Origin of the sequence: Streptomyces sp. NPDC049837, from assembly GCF_040674455.1 — a bacterium.
In the GTDB taxonomy this organism is placed as follows: Bacteria; Actinomycetota; Actinomycetes; order Streptomycetales; family Streptomycetaceae; genus Streptomyces.
The window spans coordinates 78,524-95,853 of sequence record NZ_JBFAMP010000008.1 but is presented as its reverse complement, the minus strand read 5'-3'; the positions used below and the strand labels follow the sequence as shown (position 1 = coordinate 95,853).

General features: G+C 72.0%; 18 protein-coding genes. 9 read left to right on the top strand and 9 right to left on the bottom strand.

Features of this window, described 5'->3' with window-relative positions; all coding sequences use genetic code 11:
* Window positions 1–24: 24 nt before the first annotated feature.
* Window positions 25–795: an IclR family transcriptional regulator gene (locus AB0J57_RS22280; protein WP_366130016.1), complete on the bottom strand. Its 771-nt coding sequence runs from the start codon at window positions 793–795 to the stop codon at window positions 25–27.
* A gap of 118 nt (window positions 796–913) precedes the next feature.
* Here AB0J57_RS22280 and AB0J57_RS22275 point away from each other — a divergent pair, with 118 nt between their 5' ends.
* The gene (locus AB0J57_RS22275; protein WP_366130015.1) at window positions 914–2,443 is read left to right on the top strand and encodes an aldehyde dehydrogenase (NADP(+)); all 1,530 of its coding nucleotides are present in this window, start codon (window positions 914–916) and stop codon (window positions 2,441–2,443) included.
* Window positions 2,444–2,455: 12 nt separating this feature from the next.
* On the opposite strand, the gene AB0J57_RS22270 is transcribed toward AB0J57_RS22275, so the two are convergent.
* Complete coding sequence (locus AB0J57_RS22270; protein ID WP_366130014.1) at window positions 2,456–3,457, bottom strand: zinc-dependent alcohol dehydrogenase family protein; 1,002 nt, start codon at window positions 3,455–3,457, stop codon at window positions 2,456–2,458.
* 101 nt (window positions 3,458–3,558) lie between these two features.
* On the opposite strand from AB0J57_RS22270, the gene AB0J57_RS22265 reads away from it, so the two are divergent.
* Window positions 3,559–4,473, top strand: coding sequence for an AraC family transcriptional regulator (locus AB0J57_RS22265; protein ID WP_366130252.1), 915 nt, complete (start codon window positions 3,559–3,561; stop codon window positions 4,471–4,473).
* On the opposite strand, the gene AB0J57_RS22260 is transcribed toward AB0J57_RS22265, so the two are convergent.
* Window positions 4,424–5,830, bottom strand: coding sequence for an MFS transporter (locus tag AB0J57_RS22260; RefSeq protein WP_366130013.1), 1,407 nt, complete (start codon window positions 5,828–5,830; stop codon window positions 4,424–4,426). The two genes, AB0J57_RS22265 and AB0J57_RS22260, sit on opposite strands and share 50 nt — an antisense overlap.
* 71 nt (window positions 5,831–5,901) lie before the next feature.
* On the opposite strand from AB0J57_RS22260, the gene AB0J57_RS22255 reads away from it, so the two are divergent.
* From AB0J57_RS22255 to AB0J57_RS22235, 5 genes are all read left to right on the top strand, one after another.
* The gene (locus AB0J57_RS22255; protein WP_366130012.1) at window positions 5,902–6,888 is read left to right on the top strand and encodes a helix-turn-helix domain-containing protein; all 987 of its coding nucleotides are present in this window, start codon (window positions 5,902–5,904) and stop codon (window positions 6,886–6,888) included.
* Entirely contained in the window at window positions 6,885–7,358 is a 474-nt protein-coding gene (locus AB0J57_RS22250) for a GNAT family N-acetyltransferase (RefSeq protein ID WP_366130011.1), read from the top strand. The genes AB0J57_RS22255 and AB0J57_RS22250 overlap by 4 nt, the downstream gene beginning before the upstream one ends.
* A gap of 67 nt (window positions 7,359–7,425) precedes the next feature.
* A complete protein-coding gene (locus AB0J57_RS22245) occupies window positions 7,426–8,496 on the top strand; it encodes a class I SAM-dependent methyltransferase (RefSeq protein ID WP_366130010.1) in 1,071 nt (356 codons plus the stop codon).
* A gap of 3 nt (window positions 8,497–8,499) precedes the next feature.
* The gene (locus AB0J57_RS22240; protein ID WP_366130009.1) at window positions 8,500–9,078 is read left to right on the top strand and encodes a dihydrofolate reductase family protein; all 579 of its coding nucleotides are present in this window, start codon (window positions 8,500–8,502) and stop codon (window positions 9,076–9,078) included.
* Between the two features lie 91 nt (window positions 9,079–9,169).
* Window positions 9,170–9,703 (top strand): GNAT family protein, encoded by a 534-nt coding sequence (locus AB0J57_RS22235; RefSeq protein WP_366130008.1) that lies wholly within the window; start codon window positions 9,170–9,172, stop codon window positions 9,701–9,703.
* Here the strand turns inward: AB0J57_RS22235 and AB0J57_RS22230 are convergent.
* Window positions 9,700–10,635 carry a nuclease gene (locus tag AB0J57_RS22230; RefSeq protein ID WP_366130007.1) on the bottom strand — a complete coding sequence of 312 codons (936 nt, stop codon included), beginning with the start codon at window positions 10,633–10,635 and terminating at the stop codon, window positions 9,700–9,702. The two genes, AB0J57_RS22235 and AB0J57_RS22230, sit on opposite strands and share 4 nt — an antisense overlap.
* A 130-nt stretch (window positions 10,636–10,765) precedes the next feature.
* On the opposite strand from AB0J57_RS22230, the gene AB0J57_RS22225 reads away from it, so the two are divergent.
* A complete protein-coding gene (locus tag AB0J57_RS22225; RefSeq protein WP_366130006.1) occupies window positions 10,766–11,809 on the top strand; it encodes an aminotransferase class V-fold PLP-dependent enzyme in 1,044 nt (347 codons plus the stop codon).
* Here the strand turns inward: AB0J57_RS22225 and AB0J57_RS22220 are convergent.
* Window positions 11,761–12,399: a MarR family winged helix-turn-helix transcriptional regulator gene (locus AB0J57_RS22220; protein ID WP_366130005.1), complete on the bottom strand. Its 639-nt coding sequence runs from the start codon at window positions 12,397–12,399 to the stop codon at window positions 11,761–11,763. The genes AB0J57_RS22225 and AB0J57_RS22220 overlap by 49 nt on opposite strands.
* Window positions 12,400–12,522: 123 nt before the next feature.
* On the opposite strand from AB0J57_RS22220, the gene AB0J57_RS22215 reads away from it, so the two are divergent.
* Window positions 12,523–13,602, top strand: coding sequence for an alkene reductase (locus AB0J57_RS22215; RefSeq protein WP_366130004.1), 1,080 nt, complete (start codon window positions 12,523–12,525; stop codon window positions 13,600–13,602).
* Window positions 13,603–13,797: 195 nt separating this feature from the next.
* Here AB0J57_RS22215 and thpD read toward each other — a convergent pair whose 3' ends face one another.
* The 4 genes from thpD to ectA are packed head-to-tail and all read right to left on the bottom strand — an operon-like array spanning window position 13,798 to window position 16,976.
* On the bottom strand, window positions 13,798–14,670 hold the full coding sequence (gene thpD, locus AB0J57_RS22210) for an ectoine hydroxylase (protein WP_366130003.1): 873 nt from the start codon (window positions 14,668–14,670) through the stop codon (window positions 13,798–13,800).
* A 3-nt stretch (window positions 14,671–14,673) separates the two neighbouring features.
* Window positions 14,674–15,072 carry an ectoine synthase gene (locus tag AB0J57_RS22205; protein WP_366130002.1) on the bottom strand — a complete coding sequence of 133 codons (399 nt, stop codon included), beginning with the start codon at window positions 15,070–15,072 and terminating at the stop codon, window positions 14,674–14,676.
* Window positions 15,073–15,104: 32 nt separating this feature from the next.
* On the bottom strand, window positions 15,105–16,373 hold the full coding sequence (ectB, locus tag AB0J57_RS22200) for a diaminobutyrate--2-oxoglutarate transaminase (protein WP_366130001.1): 1,269 nt from the start codon (window positions 16,371–16,373) through the stop codon (window positions 15,105–15,107).
* 57 nt (window positions 16,374–16,430) lie between these two features.
* Window positions 16,431–16,976 (bottom strand): diaminobutyrate acetyltransferase, encoded by a 546-nt coding sequence (gene ectA / locus AB0J57_RS22195; protein ID WP_366130000.1) that lies wholly within the window; start codon window positions 16,974–16,976, stop codon window positions 16,431–16,433.
* Between the last annotated feature and the right edge of the window lie 354 nt (window positions 16,977–17,330).

Sequence of the window (17,330 nt, the reverse complement as noted above, 5' to 3'; positions counted from 1 at the left end):
CGCGGCGTCAGTCCCGTGCGGGCATCACAGCCGCCGCGTCGCGAGGGTCAGCCGGTCGCGGGCGTCGAAGAGGGCGTCCTTGATCATCTGCTCGTGGGCCGGGGTGAGGCGGGCGACCGGTACCGAGCAACTGATGGCGTCGCGTGCCGGGGTGCGGTAGGGGATCGCGACGCCGAAGCAGCGCAGGCCGAGGGTGTTCTCCTCGCGGTCCACGGCGTAGCCCTGCTCGCGGATGGTGTGGAGCTCCTCGATGAGCTTCTCGCGGTCGGTGAGGGTGTGCTCGGTGAGCGCCGGGAGCGTCTCCGGGAGCATCTTGCGGACCTGCTCGTCGCTGTACGTGGCCAGCAGCGCCTTGCCGAGCGAGGTGGAGTGGGCGGGCAGCCGGCGCCCGACGCGGGTGAAGGGGCGCAGGTAGTGCTGGGACTGGCGGGTGGCGAGGTAGACGACGTTGGTGCCGTCGAGCCGGGCAAGGTGGATGGTCTCGGTGGTGTCGTCGGAGAGCCGGTCCAGCGTGGGGCGGGCGGCGGCGACGACCTCGTCGCCGTCGATGTAGGACGTGCCCACCAGCAGGGCGCGCACGCCGATGCCGTACCGCGTGCCGGTGGCGTCCGTCTCCACCCAGCCGAGCTCCACCAGGGTGCGCAGCAGCATGTACAGGCTGGACTTGGGGTAGCCGACGGCCTCCTGGACGGCGGCCAGGGAGTGCATGCCGGGGCTGCCCGCGAAGTATTCGAGGAGTTCCACCGTGCGGACGGCGGACTTGACCTGCGCCCCGCCGGATTCGGTAGCTGACATTCGACCTCGCCCCTCTTGTGACACGCCGCGCCCGGTTAATAGAGTCCAGAGTCCCATTCATCATCAGGAACGCTGTTCAGAATACCGAACAACCACGCAGGGCTGGAAGGACGTAGCGGTGTCAGCAGCACAAGTCTGGAGTGTCGACCCCCGAACCGGGAAGCGGCGTGAACAGGTTGCCGTGGAAGCGACGGCCGAGGACGTCGACCGCGCCGTACGCGCCGCGCACTCCGCCCGTGGCGCGCTCGCCGACCGCGCGGTGCGCGCCGCGTTCCTGCGGACCGCCGCCGGACTCCTCGACGAGGCCAGGGACCGGCTGGTGGCGGCGGCCGACGCCGAGACCGCCCTCGGCCCCGCCCGCCTGACCGGCGAACTGGCCCGCACCTGCTACCAACTGCGGGCGTTCGCCGACCTCGTCGACGAGGGGTCTTTCCTCGACGTCATCATCGACCACCCCGACGACACCGCCACGCCCCCCGTCCCGGACCTGCGCCGCTACAAGGTGCCGCTCGGCGTCGTCGCCGTCTACGCCGCCTCCAACTTCCCCTTCGCCTTCTCCGTGCCCGGCGGCGACACCGCCAGCGCGCTCGCCGCCGGCTGCCCCGTCGTCGTCAAGGCCCACCCGGACCACCCGGCCACATCCGAGCTGGTCGCCGCCGTCCTCGGCCAGGCCGCCGCGCAAGCCGGCGTCCCGCAGGCCGTCGTGGGCCTCGTCCACGGCTTCGAGGCGGGCGTCGAGCTGGTCAAGCACCCGCTGGTCGCCGCCGCCGGGTTCACCGGCTCGGTACGCGGCGGGCGGGCGCTCTTCGACGCCGCGGCCGCCCGCCCCGTACCCATCCCCTTCCACGGCGAACTGGGCTCCCTCAACCCGGTCGTGGTCACCGAGGCGGCCGCCGCCGAGCGCGCCGAGCAGATCGGGACCGGGCTCGCCGGGTCGATGACCCTGGGAACCGGCCAGTTCTGCGTCAAGCCCGGCCTGGTGCTGGCGCCCGCCGGCGCGGACGGCGACGAACTGGTCACCTCCCTCGCCGGAGCGGTCAAGGGCGTCGGCGAGGGCGTGCTCCTCGACCACCGCATGCGGGACAACTTCGTCGCGGGCGTCGCCGAGCGGGCCGCGCTCCCGGACGTCGAGGCCCCCGTCACGCCCGGCGCCGGGGACGAGCACACCGTCAGCCCCGGCTTCCTCACCGTGCCGGCCGCGAGGCTGGCCACCGAGGGCGCGCACGACCTGCTGCTGGAAGAGTGCTTCGGGCCGGTCACCGTCGTCGCCCGGTACGACAGCCCCGACGAGGTCAGCGCCGTCCTGTCCCGGCTCCCCGGCAACCTCACCGCGACCGTCCACCTCTCCTCGGACGAGGCGTCCGGGAGGGGCCGGGGCGCGGACATCCTCGCCGAACTCACCCCGCTCGCCGGCCGCGTCCTCGTCAACGGCTGGCCCACCGGCGTCGCCGTCGCCCCCGCCCAGCACCACGGCGGCCCCTACCCGGCCACCACCTCCACCTCCACCTCCGTCGGCTCCACCGCCGTCGAACGCTGGCTGCGCCCGGTCACCTACCAGTCGACGCCCGAGGCGCTGCTCCCGCCGGAGCTGCGCGACGACAACCCGCTGGGCCTGCCGCGCCGCGTGGACGGGCGGATGGAGCACTGATCGGGTCCACGCTCACACGGTGACGACGATCTTGCCGGTGTGGGTGTTGGACTCCATCAGCCGGTGGGCGTCGACGATCCGCTCCAGCCCGTCGAACGTCTCGGCGATCACCGGCGCCAGCGAGCCGTCGCGCAATCCGGAACCGATGAATCCGGCGGCGCGGCGGCGGCCGGTCTCCGTGCGCATCAACGCGCCGTTGGCGTAGGTGTGCACGGTCTGCGGCCAGTTCATCGACAACTGGACCGGGCGCGGGTCCAGCCACCCGTACAGCACCATCGTCCCGCCCGTCACCAGGGCGTCGCCCAGGGTGCGGAAGGCGGGGCCGCCGATCGCGTCGAAGGCCAGCTCGGCGCCGCGCCCGCCGGTGACGGCGTGGACCTCCTTCACCAGGTCCGCGCCGTCCGTGGTGATCACATGGGCCGCGCCCAGGTCGAGCAGCCGCTGCCGCTTGGCCTCCGAGCGGGTGGTGGCGATCGGGACCGCCCCGGCCCGGTTCGCGATCTGGATGGCCGCCGTCCCCACGCCGCTGGACGCGCCCGTGATCACCACGTGGTCACCCGCCTTGAGGCCGCCGGTCTCCAGCAGGCCGCCGTACGCGGTGGAGTACGTGAGCCACACCGCCGCCGACGTCACGGCGTCCACGCCCGAGGGGCGGCGGACCACCGACTCGACCGGCAGCACGACGGCCCCCGCGTACACGCCGTGGACGCCGAAGTCGAAGTTGGCCGCGGCCATCACCGGGTCGCCCGGCGCGAATTCGGTCACGCCCGCGCCGACCGCCTCCACCACACCGGCCGCCTCGTAGCCGAGCCGCGAGCCGGGGAGCGTGGCCGGGTAGTAGTATGTGCCCGCGCGGAAGAGGGCCTCGGCGCGGTTGATGCCGATCGCCTCGACACGGAACCGGACCTCGCCCGGCCCCGGCTCGCGCAGCTCGACGTCCTCGACCCGGAGGACCTCCGGACCGCCGAGCTCATCGAAGAGAACTGCCTTGGTGATATCGGTAGTTGATGTCATGACGACGACGCTATGCGGGCCGCGCGAGACGAACCATGTCTCAAAGGCTCTTGATCATGTCCGATCGTCTTTGCGAGGACGGGGCGCGGTACGGTGCGGCCATGGATGTGCTGAGCGACGCCATCGCCGCCATGCGCACGGGACGGCCCCACTCGTCGCGTGCGGTCAGGTACGCGCCCTGGGGCGTGCGTTTCCCGGCGAGCAAAGGGGCGGGCTTCCACGTGGTGCTCCAGGGTTCCGCCTGGCTGGTGGCGGATGACGCCGCTCCCCGGCGGCTCGGCCCGGGGGACGTGGTCTTCCTCGCCCACGGCTACGGGCACGGCCTCGCCGACGACCCGGCCACCCCGATGCGGGAGTTCGCGGTCCGTCCCGACGGCACCTGGCCGCCGGCCCCCGACCCCGGTCCCGCCGACGGACGGCCCGAGACCCTGCTGCTGTGCGGCGCCTACCAGTTGAGCAAGGCGCGGGCCCACCCTCTGCTGACCGACCTGCCGGACGTGATCCACCTGCCGGCCAGGGTCGGCGAGTACGCCTCCGTCCGCGCCGCCGTCGACCTGCTCGGCGCCGAACTCGCCCACCCCAGGCCCGGTTCCGACGCGATCGTGCCCGCGCTCCTCGATACGCTCCTGGTCTACCTGCTGCGCACCTGGTGGCTCCAGGAACGGGCGGACGAGCCCACCGGCTGGGCCGGCGCCCTCAGCGACCCGGCCGTCAACGCCGCCCTCCAGGCCATCCACCGGGACCCGGCCCACCCCTGGACGGTGGAGGAACTCGGCGCGGAGGCGGGCCTGTCCCGGGCTGCCTTCGCCCGCCGCTTCACCGCCCTGACGGGCCGGCCGCCCCTCGCGTACCTCACCTGGTGGCGGATGACGACGGCCGGCCGGCTGTTGCGCGAGGACGACGCCCCGCTGCGCTCGGTCGCCGAATGGTCCGGCTACACCTCGGAGTTCGCCTTCGCCAAGGCGTTCAAGCGCGAGTACGGGATGGCGCCCGGCCAGTACCGGAAGGTGACCTGAGCCGGGTGGCCGCCAGCGCGGTGACCGTCATGAGCACGATGCCCAGGACGAGGCTGACGCGCATGCCGTGGACGAACCCGCCCGCCCGGCCACCCGGTTCGCCCGCTCCCCCCGCCACCAGCGACCCGAACACCGCGATGCTCAAGCCGCCCGCCGTCTGCCGCACCGCGTTCAGCAGCCCGGCCGCCGTGCCCGCCCGCTCCGCAGGGACGGCCTCCATCATCGCGGCGATCAGCGGCGGCAGGGCCAGCCCGCAGCCCAACGCCAGGGGCACCAGCGCCACGGCCACCAGCGCGAGGGGCGTGTCACCGTCCACGTACAGCAGGAGCAGCATCCCGCCGACCGCGACGACCTGCCCCGCCACGATCGGCAGCCGGGCGCCGTGCCGGGCGGCGACCTTCGCGGACAGGATGTTCACCCCCGCCAGCAGCCCCGTCATCGGCAGGAACATCAGTCCGGCACCCAGCGGGGAAAGCCCCCGCACCTGCTGGAAGAAGAGGCTGAAGACGAACACCATGCCGTAGAAGGCGACGCTCGCCGCCGACCCGGCCGCCACCGACACCGCCACCGTCGTGGACCGGAACAGCCCCAGCGGCACCACCGGATGCGGGTGCCGCGCCTCGATCACGAAGAACGCGGCGAACGCCCCCAGGGCCACCCCCAGGGCCCACCAGCCCTCCCGCCCGCCTTCGATCGCCGCGAACGTCAGCGCGCCCAGCGCGAGCGTCGCGGTGAGCTGCCCGGGTATGTCCAGCGGCGCCGGGCGCGGCCGTGAGCGCGTCACCCGGACCATCAGGGCGAGGGCGAGCAGCCCCAGCGGCAGGTTGATGAAGAAGATCCAGCGCCAGCTCCAGGCGCTGGTCAGGGCCCCGCCCGCGACCGGCCCCAGCGCCACCGCGACCGTGCCGCCCGCCGCCCACAGGGACACCGCGCGGGCCCGCCGCACCGGATCGGCGTACGCCTCGCGCACCAGCGCCAGCGACGCGGGCAGCATCACGGCCGCGGCCAGGCCCTGCACCACCCGCGCGGCGATCAGCGCGGGCAGACCGGGCGCCAGACCGCAGGCCGCCGAAGCGAGCGTGAAGACGACGACCCCGGCGGCGTACGCCCGGCTCGCCCCCACCCGGTCGGCGAGCGCGCCGGTGGACAGCAGCAGCGCGGCGAACGCCAGGGTGTAGGCGTCCACCACCCACTGAAGCCCCGTCATCCCGCCGCCCAGGTCCCCGCCCATGGCCGGCAGGGCGACATTGACGACGGAGGTGTCCAGGGTGATGAGGGCGAAGCCCAGCAGCGCGGCGCCCAGAGCGGCCCCGGTACGGGCGGGTGGCGTGCCGACGACAAGTGTTTCCGTGTGCATGCCGTCCACCTTCGCGATCTTGGCGCCCGTACAGTAGTGGCCCGAATGCCATACATCCGGAGGATCTGGCCATGCGAACTCCCCATCGGGTCGCGGTGATCGCGGCTCCGCCCGTGTCGATGTTCAACCTCGCCATCCCCGAGATGCTGCTCGCGAAGGTGGAGGTCGACGGGCGGCCGGGGTACGAGACGGTGATCTGCGCCCCCGACCCCGGCCCGGTCGCCACCACCGGAGGCCTGGACATCCACGTCCCGCACGGCCTGGACACCCTGGAGGCGGCCGGCACCGTGGTCGTCACCGGCACCGGATGCCGCGAGAACCCCGACCGGCGGGTCGTCGAGGCGCTGCGGCGCGCCGCCGCCGACGGCAAGCGGCTCGCGTCCATCTGCACCGGCGCGTTCGTGCTCGCGGCGGCCGGACTGCTGGACGGGCGGAGTGCGACCACCTACTGGCAGTACACGCGGGAACTGGCCGACCGTTACCCGGCCGTCGACCTGCGCCAGGAGGTCCTGTTCGTCGACGAGGGCGACATCCTGACGTCCTCCGGATACGCGGCCGGCATCGACCTGTGCCTGCACCTCATCCGCACCGACTACGGTGCCGCCGTCGCCAACGAGGTCGCCCGGCAGGCGCTCGTCGCACCCGTACGGCCCGGCGGCCAGACCCAGTTCACGCACACCCCGCTGCCGCCCGAGCGCGGCGTCGCCTGCGCCGACACCCGTGGCTGGGCCATGCGCCGGCTCGACCGGCCGCTCACCCTGACCGACCTGGCCCGGCACGCGGGCGTCAGCGTCCGCACCCTCACGCGCCGCTTCCACGCCGAGAGCGGCATGAGCCCCCTCCAGTGGCTCCTGCACCAGCGCGTCGAGCGGGCCAGGGAACTGCTGGAGACCACCGAACTCCCCATGGACCAGGTCGCCCGGGCCTGCGGACTGGGCACCGCCGACTCGCTGCGCGCCCACATGGTGCGCCGCACCGGACTCACCCCGAGCGCCTACCGCGCCGCCTTCAGCCGCCTCGCAACCGCGACGCGGCCCCGGTCGTCCTCCGGTTCATGATCCGATACGCCACCCCCCAGGACCTGGACACCGTCGCCGCCCTCCACCGGGAGGCCCGCGCCACCTACTACCGCGGCCACATCCCGGACGCCGACTTCGAGGGCCCCGCCGAGCTGGCCCGCAGCCGCCAGGGCTGGGCCGCGGCCATCGACCGGGGCAACGCCGTGCTGGTCGCCGAGCGGGACGGGGAGGTGGCGGGCGTCGCGGCCTTCCGGCCGGTCGACGGGGTGATGACCCTGACCCAGCTCCACGTCGCCCCCGCGCGCCGGCGCCAGGGCATGGGCACCGAGCTGCACACCGCCTGTGTCGCGGCGTGGCGCGAGGCGGGCGCAACGAGCGTGCGCCTGGAGGTCTTCGAGCACAACGAGCGTGCCCGCGCCTTCTACACCCGTCACGGCTGGGTCCCCGACCCGGACGAGCCGAAGTCGGGCAACCACCTGGTGCTGCGGCTCGCCGTCACCGCTCCGTAAGGCCCCGGGCCGTGATCACGGCGTAACGTGACGAACAGGAGGAAACCGCACGAGGTGAGGAGGGGCCATGACCACCCCGGACCCGGCCCGACAAGAGGCGTTCGCCGAGCTGATGACCGACGTGCTCAACAAGGGCGCACTGGCCCTCCTCACCAGCGTCGGCCACCAGACCGGCCTGTTCGACACCATGAGCACCCTGCCGCCCGCCACGAGCGCCGAGATCGCCAAGGCGGCGGACCTCGACGAGCGGTACGTACGCGAGTGGCTCGGCGGCATGGTCGTCGGCGGCATCGTCGAGTACGAGCCGGAGGGCGCCACCTACCGGCTCCCGCCGGAACACGCGGCCTCGCTCACCACGGCCGCCGGCCCCGACAACCTCGCCGGGATGATGCCCTACATCGCCCTGATGGGCGAGGTCGAGCAGCGGGTCGTCGCCTCCTTCCGGAACGGCGGCGGTGTCCCGTACTCGGCGTACCCGCGCTTCCAGGCCCTCCAGGCCCAGGAGACGGCCCGCGTGTACGACGCGGCACTCGTCGACACCATCATCCCGCTGGTCCCGGGCCTCACCGAGCGGCTGCGCGACGGCATCGACGTCCTGGACGTCGGCACCGGCCAGGGCCACGCACCACTCGTCCTGGCCCAGGCCTTCCCCCGCAGCCGCTTCCACGGCCTCGACCGGTCGGAGGACGGCATCGCGGCGGCCCGCCGGGAGGCTGAGCGGCTGTCCCTGGACAACCTCCACTACACGGTCGCCGACTCCACGGACATCACCGGCCGGTACGACCTGATCACCGCCTTCGACGTCATCCACGACCTGGCCCGCCCGCAGCAGACCCTCGCCGCCATCGCCGCGTCCCTCCGCGACGGCGGCACCTTCCTGATGGGCGACATCGCCGCCTCCAGCAACCTGGAGGAGAACATCGGCCATCCCTTCGGGCCCGCGCTCTTCGGCTTCTCCGTCTTCTACTGCATGACCACCTCCCTGAGCACCGGCGGCGCCGGCCTCGGCACGGTCTGGGGCGAACAGACCGCCCGCCGCATGCTGGAGGAGGCGGGCTTCACCGGCGTCCGGGTCCGCTCGATCGAGGGGAACCCGCTGGACGTCTACTACGTGGCGACGACCGGAGAGGCGAAGTAGCCGATGGGAAAGATCGTGCTGTTCATGTCCGTGTCCGTGGACGGTTTCATGGAGGGGCCGGACCGGGACATCGGCTGGCATCTGGTCGACGACGAGCTGCACGGCTACTTCAACGACCAGCTCGCCGGGATGGGCGCCTTCCTCTCCGGGCGTGTCACCCACGAGCTGATGGCGGGGTTCTGGCCGACGGCAGACTCCGACCCCGCCATCACCGGTCCCATGCGGGAGTTCGCGCACATCTGGCGGGAGAAGCCCAAGTACGTGTTCTCCAGCACGCTTCAGGAGGCCGGCTGGAACACCACCGTCGTCCGGGACGTCGACCCCGAGGACATCGCGGCGCTCAAGAAGCAGTACCCGGGCGGCCTGGCGCTCGGTGGCGCCGACCTCGCCGCGGCGTTCAGGGAGCACGACCTGATCGACGAGTACCACCTCTGCGTCCACCCCGTCCTGCTCGGCCGTGGCAAGCCCCTGTTCCGGGACTCGGACACCATGGCCGCGCTGCGGCTCGTCGAGACACGGGCCTTCGGCAACGGGGTCGTGCTTCTGCGGCACGAGCGGGCGCGCCAGGGCCTGTCCGGTTGATCTTTTGTCCGGGCGTACGCAACCGGCACCTCGCCGGAACGCGTGTCGGTGGGTGGAGAAGCCGGAAGCCGAGAGGACCAGGAGCCGTTCCATGCCGGATGAGGTCACGCTGCGCCCCGTCACCGCCGACGATCTCGACCTGTTCGAGCGGGAGTTCAGCGGGCCGGAGGGGGTCGGCACCCACGTGTGGTCCGGCTTCCAGCCGACGGCCGACCTGCGCCGCCGCTTCGCGGAGAACGGCCTGCTCGGTCCCGACGGCGGCGTGCTCTCGGTCGCCGAGGGTGACATGACGGTGGGCCGGGTCAAATGGTGGCCCGGCCCATGGGGCCCCGACGCCCTCGCGTGCTGGAACCTGGCGATCGGCCTGGTGCCCGCCGCGCGCGGCCGGGGCACAGGCACCCGGGCCCAGCGGTTGCTGGCGGAGTACCTCTTCGACCACACCAGGGCCGAACGCGTCCAGGCCTGGACCGACCGCGCCAACCTCGCCGAGCAACGCGCGCTGGAGAAGGCGGGCTTCGTCAGGGAGGGCGTACTGCGTTCCGCCGTGTGGCGCGGCGGGCAGTGGCACGATTCGGTGCTCTTCTCCCTGCTCCGCGCGGAACGCGCCGGCGCACCGATGTCCTAGTCGGCGCCCACGAGTCTCGGAGACGGCGTCAGATTGAGCCGCGCCACGGCTTCGGAGACGTCCTGCGGCCAGATCCACAGCCGGTAGACCGGGTCGACGCGGAACCAGTCCTCCTGCCCGTGGAGCACCCGGGTGCGCATGTCCACGCAGTACCGCTCCCGCCAGGAGCGGAGATCGGCCGGCCTCAGCTTCCGGTCCGGCTCCGGCTTCTTGTCCTCGTCGACTTTCTTCTTCGTGACGTCGAAGAGATCCTCCATCGCCCGGTACTCGTATCCCAGCAGGGTGGCGGGTTCCTCCCAGATGCCGCGCTGCTCCGTCATCGCCTTCTCGGCGGCGGACAGCAGGATCGGCAGGTCGAGCTCGCCCGGAATGGCGGGGTAGAGGATGAACGTCGGTGACCAGCCGGCCGCGACGAGATCCAGGTTGAACGTCGCCCGCTGCTCACGCGTCAGGGTGGCGAGTTCGTCCTTCTCGTAGGCGGGGGCGAGGTACGCCAGCAGGCGGTTGTCGGGGGCGAACGGGGTGTCGGCGACGCGGATGAAGAGGCTGCGGTCGGCCTTGCCGGGTCTCTTGAGCCGGGCGGTCATGTTCTCGCGGCTGAAGTCGGACGCCGCCTTGCCCTGCCGGTACTGGAGGGTGCCCGCTTTGCCGGTCTCCAGCTTCGGGAGCACGTACTCGGCGAGGCCGTGGGAGATGGGCGCGATGCCCTTGCGGATCCACTCGGCCAACTGCTCGAATTCCTTGTCGACCCTCGCCGCCCCCTTTTCGGACCTGGCGGTCACTTCCGGGGTGTCGACGGAGAGCATGCGGACCGGCATTCTGATCTTCGGGGTGTCACCGTCGCTCGTGGGCGTATCGACCCACGGCTGCGATCCGAGCGACTCGAGGGTCACACCGGCCGGCGACCACAGGACCTGTACGGGATCGATCATGGTGGGGACTCCCGCCCGTGGATGCGTGTGGCTGCGCGGAGCTCCACCTCCAGCATCACGCGCACGCCGTACCCCGGCAACCGCGCGGAACGCGATTGACCTGGCGTGGCGCGCGGCACAGGGTAGGGGCATGGAAACCCCTCTCGGTGGCGCCGAGTTCGCGCCCGCGCTGACGTACCTGAACACCTCCCGCTGCGGGCTGCTGCCGCGCCGGACCGTGGCGGCCGTGACCGCGCTGGCGGAGGGTCTCGCCGCGGGGACGGCGGGCGGGTCGGGGAGTTTCGAGGCCGTGGACGGCGCGCGGCGCGGGTTCGCGCGGGTGGCCGGGGTGGCTCCGGAGCGGGTCGCGGTGGGCAGTTCGGTCGCCGTCCACGTGGGGCTGGTGGCGAACTCGCTGCCCGCCGGGGCGGAAGTGCTCTTCGTGGACGGCGACTTCGGCTCGCTGATCACACCGTTCACCGTGCGCGGGGACCTCAAGGCGCGGTTCGTGGCGCTGGAGGACCTGGCGGACGCGGTACGGCCCGGGACGGCGCTCGTGGCGTTCTCGTCCGTCCAGTCGGCGGACGGGCGGGTGGCCGACCTGGCCGCGGTACGGGAGGCGGCGGCCGCGCACGGGGCGCGCACGCTCGTCGACACGACCCAGTCGGCGGGGTGGCTGCCGCTGGACGCGGGGGCGTACGACTACACCGTGACGGGCGGGTTCAAGTTCCTGATGTGCCCCCGGGGCGCGTCGTTCCTCACCGTCACCGAGGAGGCCCAGGAGTCACTGGTGCCCATCCACGCGGGCTGGTTCGCCGCCGAGGACCTGGACGACCCGTACGGCCCGGCCGACCGGCTCGCCGGCTCCGCCCGCCGGTACGACGAGCCGCCCGCCTTCCTCTCGTACCACGGGGCCGAGCAGTCCCTGGCGCTGCTCGGCGAGATCGGCGTCGACGCCGTGCACGCCCACGCCACGGCGCTCGCCGCCCGTTTCCGGGAGGGCCTGGCCGGCCTGGGCCACCGGCCGGTGCCCGGCGACTCGGCCATCGTCGCCGTCCCGGGCCTGGGGGCGCGGCACGCCGAGCTGGCGGCGGCGGGCGTCGTCGTCTCGGCCCGCGCCGGGAACCTCCGGGCCGCCTTCCACCTCTACAACTCGGCCGCCGACGTGGACCGGGCGCTGGACGTCCTGTCCTGACCGGCGGCCGGGTCCGCCGGGTCCGCCGGGGTCTCCGCGCCCGCCGCGCCCGTCGAAGCCGTCGCTGGAGCGCCCGGCATCCCGGGGCAGCCGGCGGTCTCCCCGCACAGGTTCGCCTCGACCTTGCCCAGCAGCCGGGCCAGCTCGGCGCGCTCGTGCGCGTCGAGCCCGGCGAGGGTGTGCTCCTCGAGGTCGCACCAGGCGGCCTTCACCTCGGCGAGCAGCGAGCAGCTCGCGCCGGTGGCCTCGACGAGGACGGCCCGCCGGTCGGCGGGGTCGGGGGAGCGGCGTACGTGCCCGGTCTGCTCCAGGCGCTGGAGCATCTTGGTGACCGTGGAGGGGTCGAGGTCGACCGCCTTGATCAGCTCGGACTGGCGCACCGGCCCGGTGTCCCAGAGGTACATCATCACGAACTCCTGGCCCGGGTAGATCCCGGCCGCCTTGAGGAACTTGCCCGCGGCGATGCGGTGCAGCCGCGCCACCCGCGACAGGGTGTGGCTGAGGGGTCCGCCGCGTGCGGCCGAGGGCAGCGCGTCGGTACAGGCGGAGGCGGGCTCGGCGCCCGCCGAGGAGTGGTGGGGGGCGGACATCGGGGTCTCCTGGTGGGGTGTCCGGATGATGCTCCCGATTTTACCTTGGTCGGCCAATGAATGCGCTACAGTGGCGGCAGGCAGAAATCCTTGGCCGACCACATAACGCTCTGGGAGCCTCCGATGACCACAGCTTTCGACCCCATCGACCTGTCCGGCACGCAGCTCGCCAACCGCATCGCCATGGCCCCGATGACCCGCAGCAGGGCCGGCGCCGGGCGGGTGCCGACCGACCTCACCGCCGAGTACTACGCCCAGCGCGCCTCGGCCGGCCTGATCATCACCGAGGGCATCCAGCCCTCCCCGGTCGGCCAGGGCTACCCCGACACCCCCGGCCTGCACAGCGACGAGCAGACCGCGGCCTGGCGCAAGGTCACCGACGCGGTGCACGCCAAGGGCGGCAGGATCTTCGCCCAGATCATGCACTCCGGCCGCATCGGCCACCCCGACCTGCTGGCCGACCAGCCCGGCGAGCTGCGCCCGGTGGCCCCCTCGGCCGTCGCCGCCAAGGGGCAGGTCTACACCGCCGAGGGCCCCAAGGACTTCGTCACCCCGCACGAGCTCACCGACGCCGAGGTGCGCGAGACGATCGCCGACTTCGTGGCCGCCGCCCGCAACGCCGTGGCCGCCGGCTTCGACGGCGTCGAGCTGCACGGCGCCAACGGCTACCTGATCCACCAGTTCCTGGCACCCAGCACGAACGTGCGCACCGACGCCTGGGGCGGCTCCGTCGAGGGCCGCATCCGCTTCGCCGCCGAGCTCGTCAAGGCGGTCGCCGCCGAGATCGGCCCCGAGCGCACCGGCCTCCGGATCTCGCCCGGGAACCCGTTCAACGACATCGACGAGCCCGCGCCGGAGGAGACGTACACCGCCCTCGTGGCCGCCCTCGAACCGCTCGGGATCGCCTACCTGCACGTCCTGGAGAGCGGCCCGGACTCCCGCGAGTTCACCCTGGAGCTGCGCAAGCGGTTCTCCGGCACCCTGGTGCTGAACCCGGCCACCGAGGGCCCGACCAGCGCCGAGGACCTCGCGCTGATCGAGAACGGCACCGCCGACATCGTGGCGTTCGGCGCCCTGTTCCTCGCCAACCCCGACCTGCCGGCCCGCCTCAAGGCCAACGGCCCGTACAACACCCCGGACACCGCCACCTTCTACGGCGGCGACCACCGCGGCTACACGGACTACCCGGCGCTCGTCGGCTGAGCCGGAAGCCTCACGCCCTGCTCCCGGCCCCCTCCACGGCCACCGCGCCGACAGCACCGCGAGGGGCGGGACCGCACCCCGGTCCCGCCCCTCCGCGTGTCTCACCCCGGCAGCGGTGTCACCGCACCGGCGTGAAGTCCCGCGCTCCAATGCTGCATCTCCCGGGGGACAACCCCCGGACCCCCGGCAGGGGGCTCACCGCACCGGCGTGAAGTCCCGCGCTCCGATGAACTCCGGTCGCCGGACCGGGGCCGCGAACGGTTCCACCGCCGCGTTCTCCACGCTGTTGAACACGATGAAGACGTTGCTGCGCGGGTACGGGGTGATGTTGTCGCCCGAGCCGTGCATGGCGTTGCAGTCGAACCAGGTCGCCGAACCCGCCTTGCCGGTGAACAGCCGGATGCCGTGCGCGTCGGCGAACTTCGTCAGCGCCTCGTCCGACGGCGTGCCCGCGTCCTGCATCTGGAGCGACTTCTTGTAGTTGTCCTTCGGCGTCTCGCCCGCGCAGCCCAGGAACGTCCGGTGCGACCCCGGCATGATCATCAGGCCGCCGTTGGTGTCCAGGTTCTCCGTCAGGGCGATCGACACGGACACCGTCCGCATCCGCGGCAGCCCGTCCTCCGCGTGCCAGGTCTCGAAGTCCGAGTGCCAGTAGAAGCCCGAGGCACCGAAGCCCGGCTTCACGTTGATCCGCGACTGGTGGACGTACACGTCCGAGCCGAGGATCTCGCGCGCCCGGCCCACCACGCGCTCGTCGCGGACCAGCCGCGCGAACACGTCGCTGATCTTGTGGACCTCGAAGACCGACCGTACGTCCTGGGACTTCGGCTCGACGATCGAGCGCTCGTCGGCACGGATCACCGGGTCGTTGACCAGCCGGTCGAGCTCGGCGCGGTAGACCGCGACCTCGTCCTCCGTGATGAGCCGGTCGACGGCGAGGAAGCCGTCACGCTCGAACGACTCCAGCTCCGGCGACGACACCGGCCCCCAGACGACCGGGTCCTGGCGGGGAGTGACGACCTCGGAGGCGCCTCGGGTGGGGTAGAGATCCTGGAGCGTCGTGGTCATGGTTCAGCCCTCCTCCGTGAGCAGCGGGTAGACACCGTTCTCGTCGTGGTCCTCCCGTCCGGTCACGGGAGGGTTGAAGACGCACACGCACCGGAAGTCGGTCTTCGGGCGCAGGGTGTGGCGCTCATGGCCGTCGAGCAGGTACATCGTGCCGGGCTCGATCCAGTGCGTCTCGCCCGTCTCGTCGTCGGTCAGCTCGGCCTCGCCCTCGACGCACAGCACGGCCTCGACGTGGTTGGCGTACCACATCGACGTCTCGGTGCCCGCGTACAGCACGGTCTCGTGCAGGGAGAAGCCGGCCTTCTCCTTGGCGAGCACGATGCGCTTGGACTCCCAGGTGCCGGAGGCCGCCTTGACATGGCGCTCGGTGTTCTCGATGTCCTTCAACGATCGGACGATCACGGTGGTGCAACTTCCTTTCGTACGGGAGGGACTCAGGCCGTTTCGCGGACCGCGCGGGCCAGCGTCCGCAGCCCCTCGTCCAGCTCGTCGGGCGTGACGGTCAGCGGCGGCAGCAGCTTGACGACCTCGCTCTGCGGGCCCGAGGTCTCCAGCAGCAGGCCCAGCTCGAAGGCGCGCGCACAGACGGCCGCGGCACGGGACTTGTCGGTGAACTCCATGCCCCACACCAGGCCGCGGCCACGGAAGTGGGCGCCGTAGGCGGAGTTCTCGTCGCAGATCGCCAGCAGCGCCTGCTCGACCTGCTCGCCGCGCGCGATGGTCTGCTTCTCCATCTGGCCGTCGGCCCAGTAGGTGTCCAGCGCGGCGGTGGCGGTGACGAAGGCCGGGTTGTTGCCGCGGAAGGTGCCGTTGTGCTCACCCGGGCCCCACACGTCGAGCTCCGGCGTGAACAGGCACAGCGACATCGGCAGGCCGTATCCGCTGATGGACTTCGACAGGGTGACGATGTCCGGGGTGATGCCCGCCTCCTCGAAGGAGAAGAAGGCACCGGTGCGGCCACAGCCCATCTGGATGTCGTCGACGATCAGCAGCATGTCCTGGCGGTCGCACAGCTCGCGCAGCGCGCGCAGCCACTCGGGCCGGGCGACGTTGATGCCGCCCTCGCCCTGCACGGTCTCCACGATCACGGCGGCCGGCTTGTTCAGGCCGGAGCCCTGGTCCTCCAGCAGCCGCTCGAACCACAGGAAGTCCGGGACCCGGCCGTCGAGGTAGTTGTCGAACGGCATCGGCGTGCCGTGCACCAGCGGGATACCGGCCCCGGCGCGCTTGAACGCGTTGCCGGTGACGGCGAGTGAGCCGAGCGACATGCCGTGGAAGGCGTTGGTGAACGACACGATCGACTCGCGTCCCTTCACCTTGCGGGCCAGCTTCAGCGCGGCCTCCACGGCGTTGGTGCCGGTCGGGCCGGGGAACATCACCTTGTACGGCAGGTCGCGCGGCCGGAGGATCACGTTCTGGAAGGACTCCAGGAACGCGCGTTTGGCGGTTGTCGCCATGTCGAGGCCGTGGGTGATGCCGTCACGCTCGATGTAGTCGAGCAGCGCGCGTTTCAGTACGGGGTTGTTGTGGCCGTAGTTGAGCGAGCCGGCGCCGGCGAAGAAGTCGAGGTAGGAGTGTCCGTCCTCGTCGGTGAGGCGTGCGCCCTGCGCGCGGTCGAACACCGCGGGCCAACCGCGGCAGTAGCTGCGCACCTCCGACTCCAGGGTCTCGAAGACACTCAGGGCGGGCGGGGTGATGGTCACAGCGGTTCGTCTCCTCGGTGGGGGTGTCTCAGGCGTCTCGGGCGGCGTTCGGGGGTTTCAGGCGATCGGGCTGATCCGGTAGAGCACCTCGGGCTCGTGTGTCCCCTCGGGGAAGAGCCCCCCGTCGAAGAGGACCTCACGCTCCAGGGACGCCCCACGGCGCTCCGCGTACGAGGTGAAGAGCCGGTCGGACGCCGTGTTGTCCGGGGTGATGGTGGTTTCCACGGTGTGGACGCCCTGCCCGGCGACGCGCGCGGTCAGCGCGTCCAGCAGCACACCGGCCAGTCCCTGGCCCCGGTGCGCGTGGTCCACGGCGACCTGCCAGACGACGAGGGTCTGCGGGCGCTGCGGCCTGATGTACCCCGTGACGAAGGCGATCGGCTCGCCGTCGGCGCCGCGCGCCACCAGGGAGGTGGCGGCGAAGTCGCGGCACCACAGCAAATAGCTGTACGAGGAGTTGAGGTCCAGGACCTCGGAGTCGCGGGCAATGCGCCAGATCGCGGCTCCGTCCTCCACTCGGGGGGTGTCGATACCGATGGCCGGTGCGGCCGGTCGGGGGAATTCGTTTCGGGCACGTGCAAGGTCTGCTTGTGCGGCGGTCATGCGGATTGAACTTACCCAGCAATTTCTGAAATTGCATCGGGGTGAGGGGTTGGGTGAGCGTCTGACCTGTGTTATCGCGCGGGCGCGAGCTCAAGGGTCGACCGCTCGCCGATCGCTGCTTTTTGCCCGGATATTTCCCTGCAAAACGGGCGTCATGTGGAGTCCGTCACACCGGAGTAACGGGCTTGACATGTGCCCGAATTGCCCGTCGAGTCCTTATGAAATCTTTGTGTTTAGGGTCGGGGAAACCGGGCAGAAGAATGCGGGAAGCTGCCCGCGACAATGTAGTGCCAGGAATTCCCCGAAGTATTCACCCGCCGCCATTCCGGTGACAATCCGCCGCCACCGCCGCCC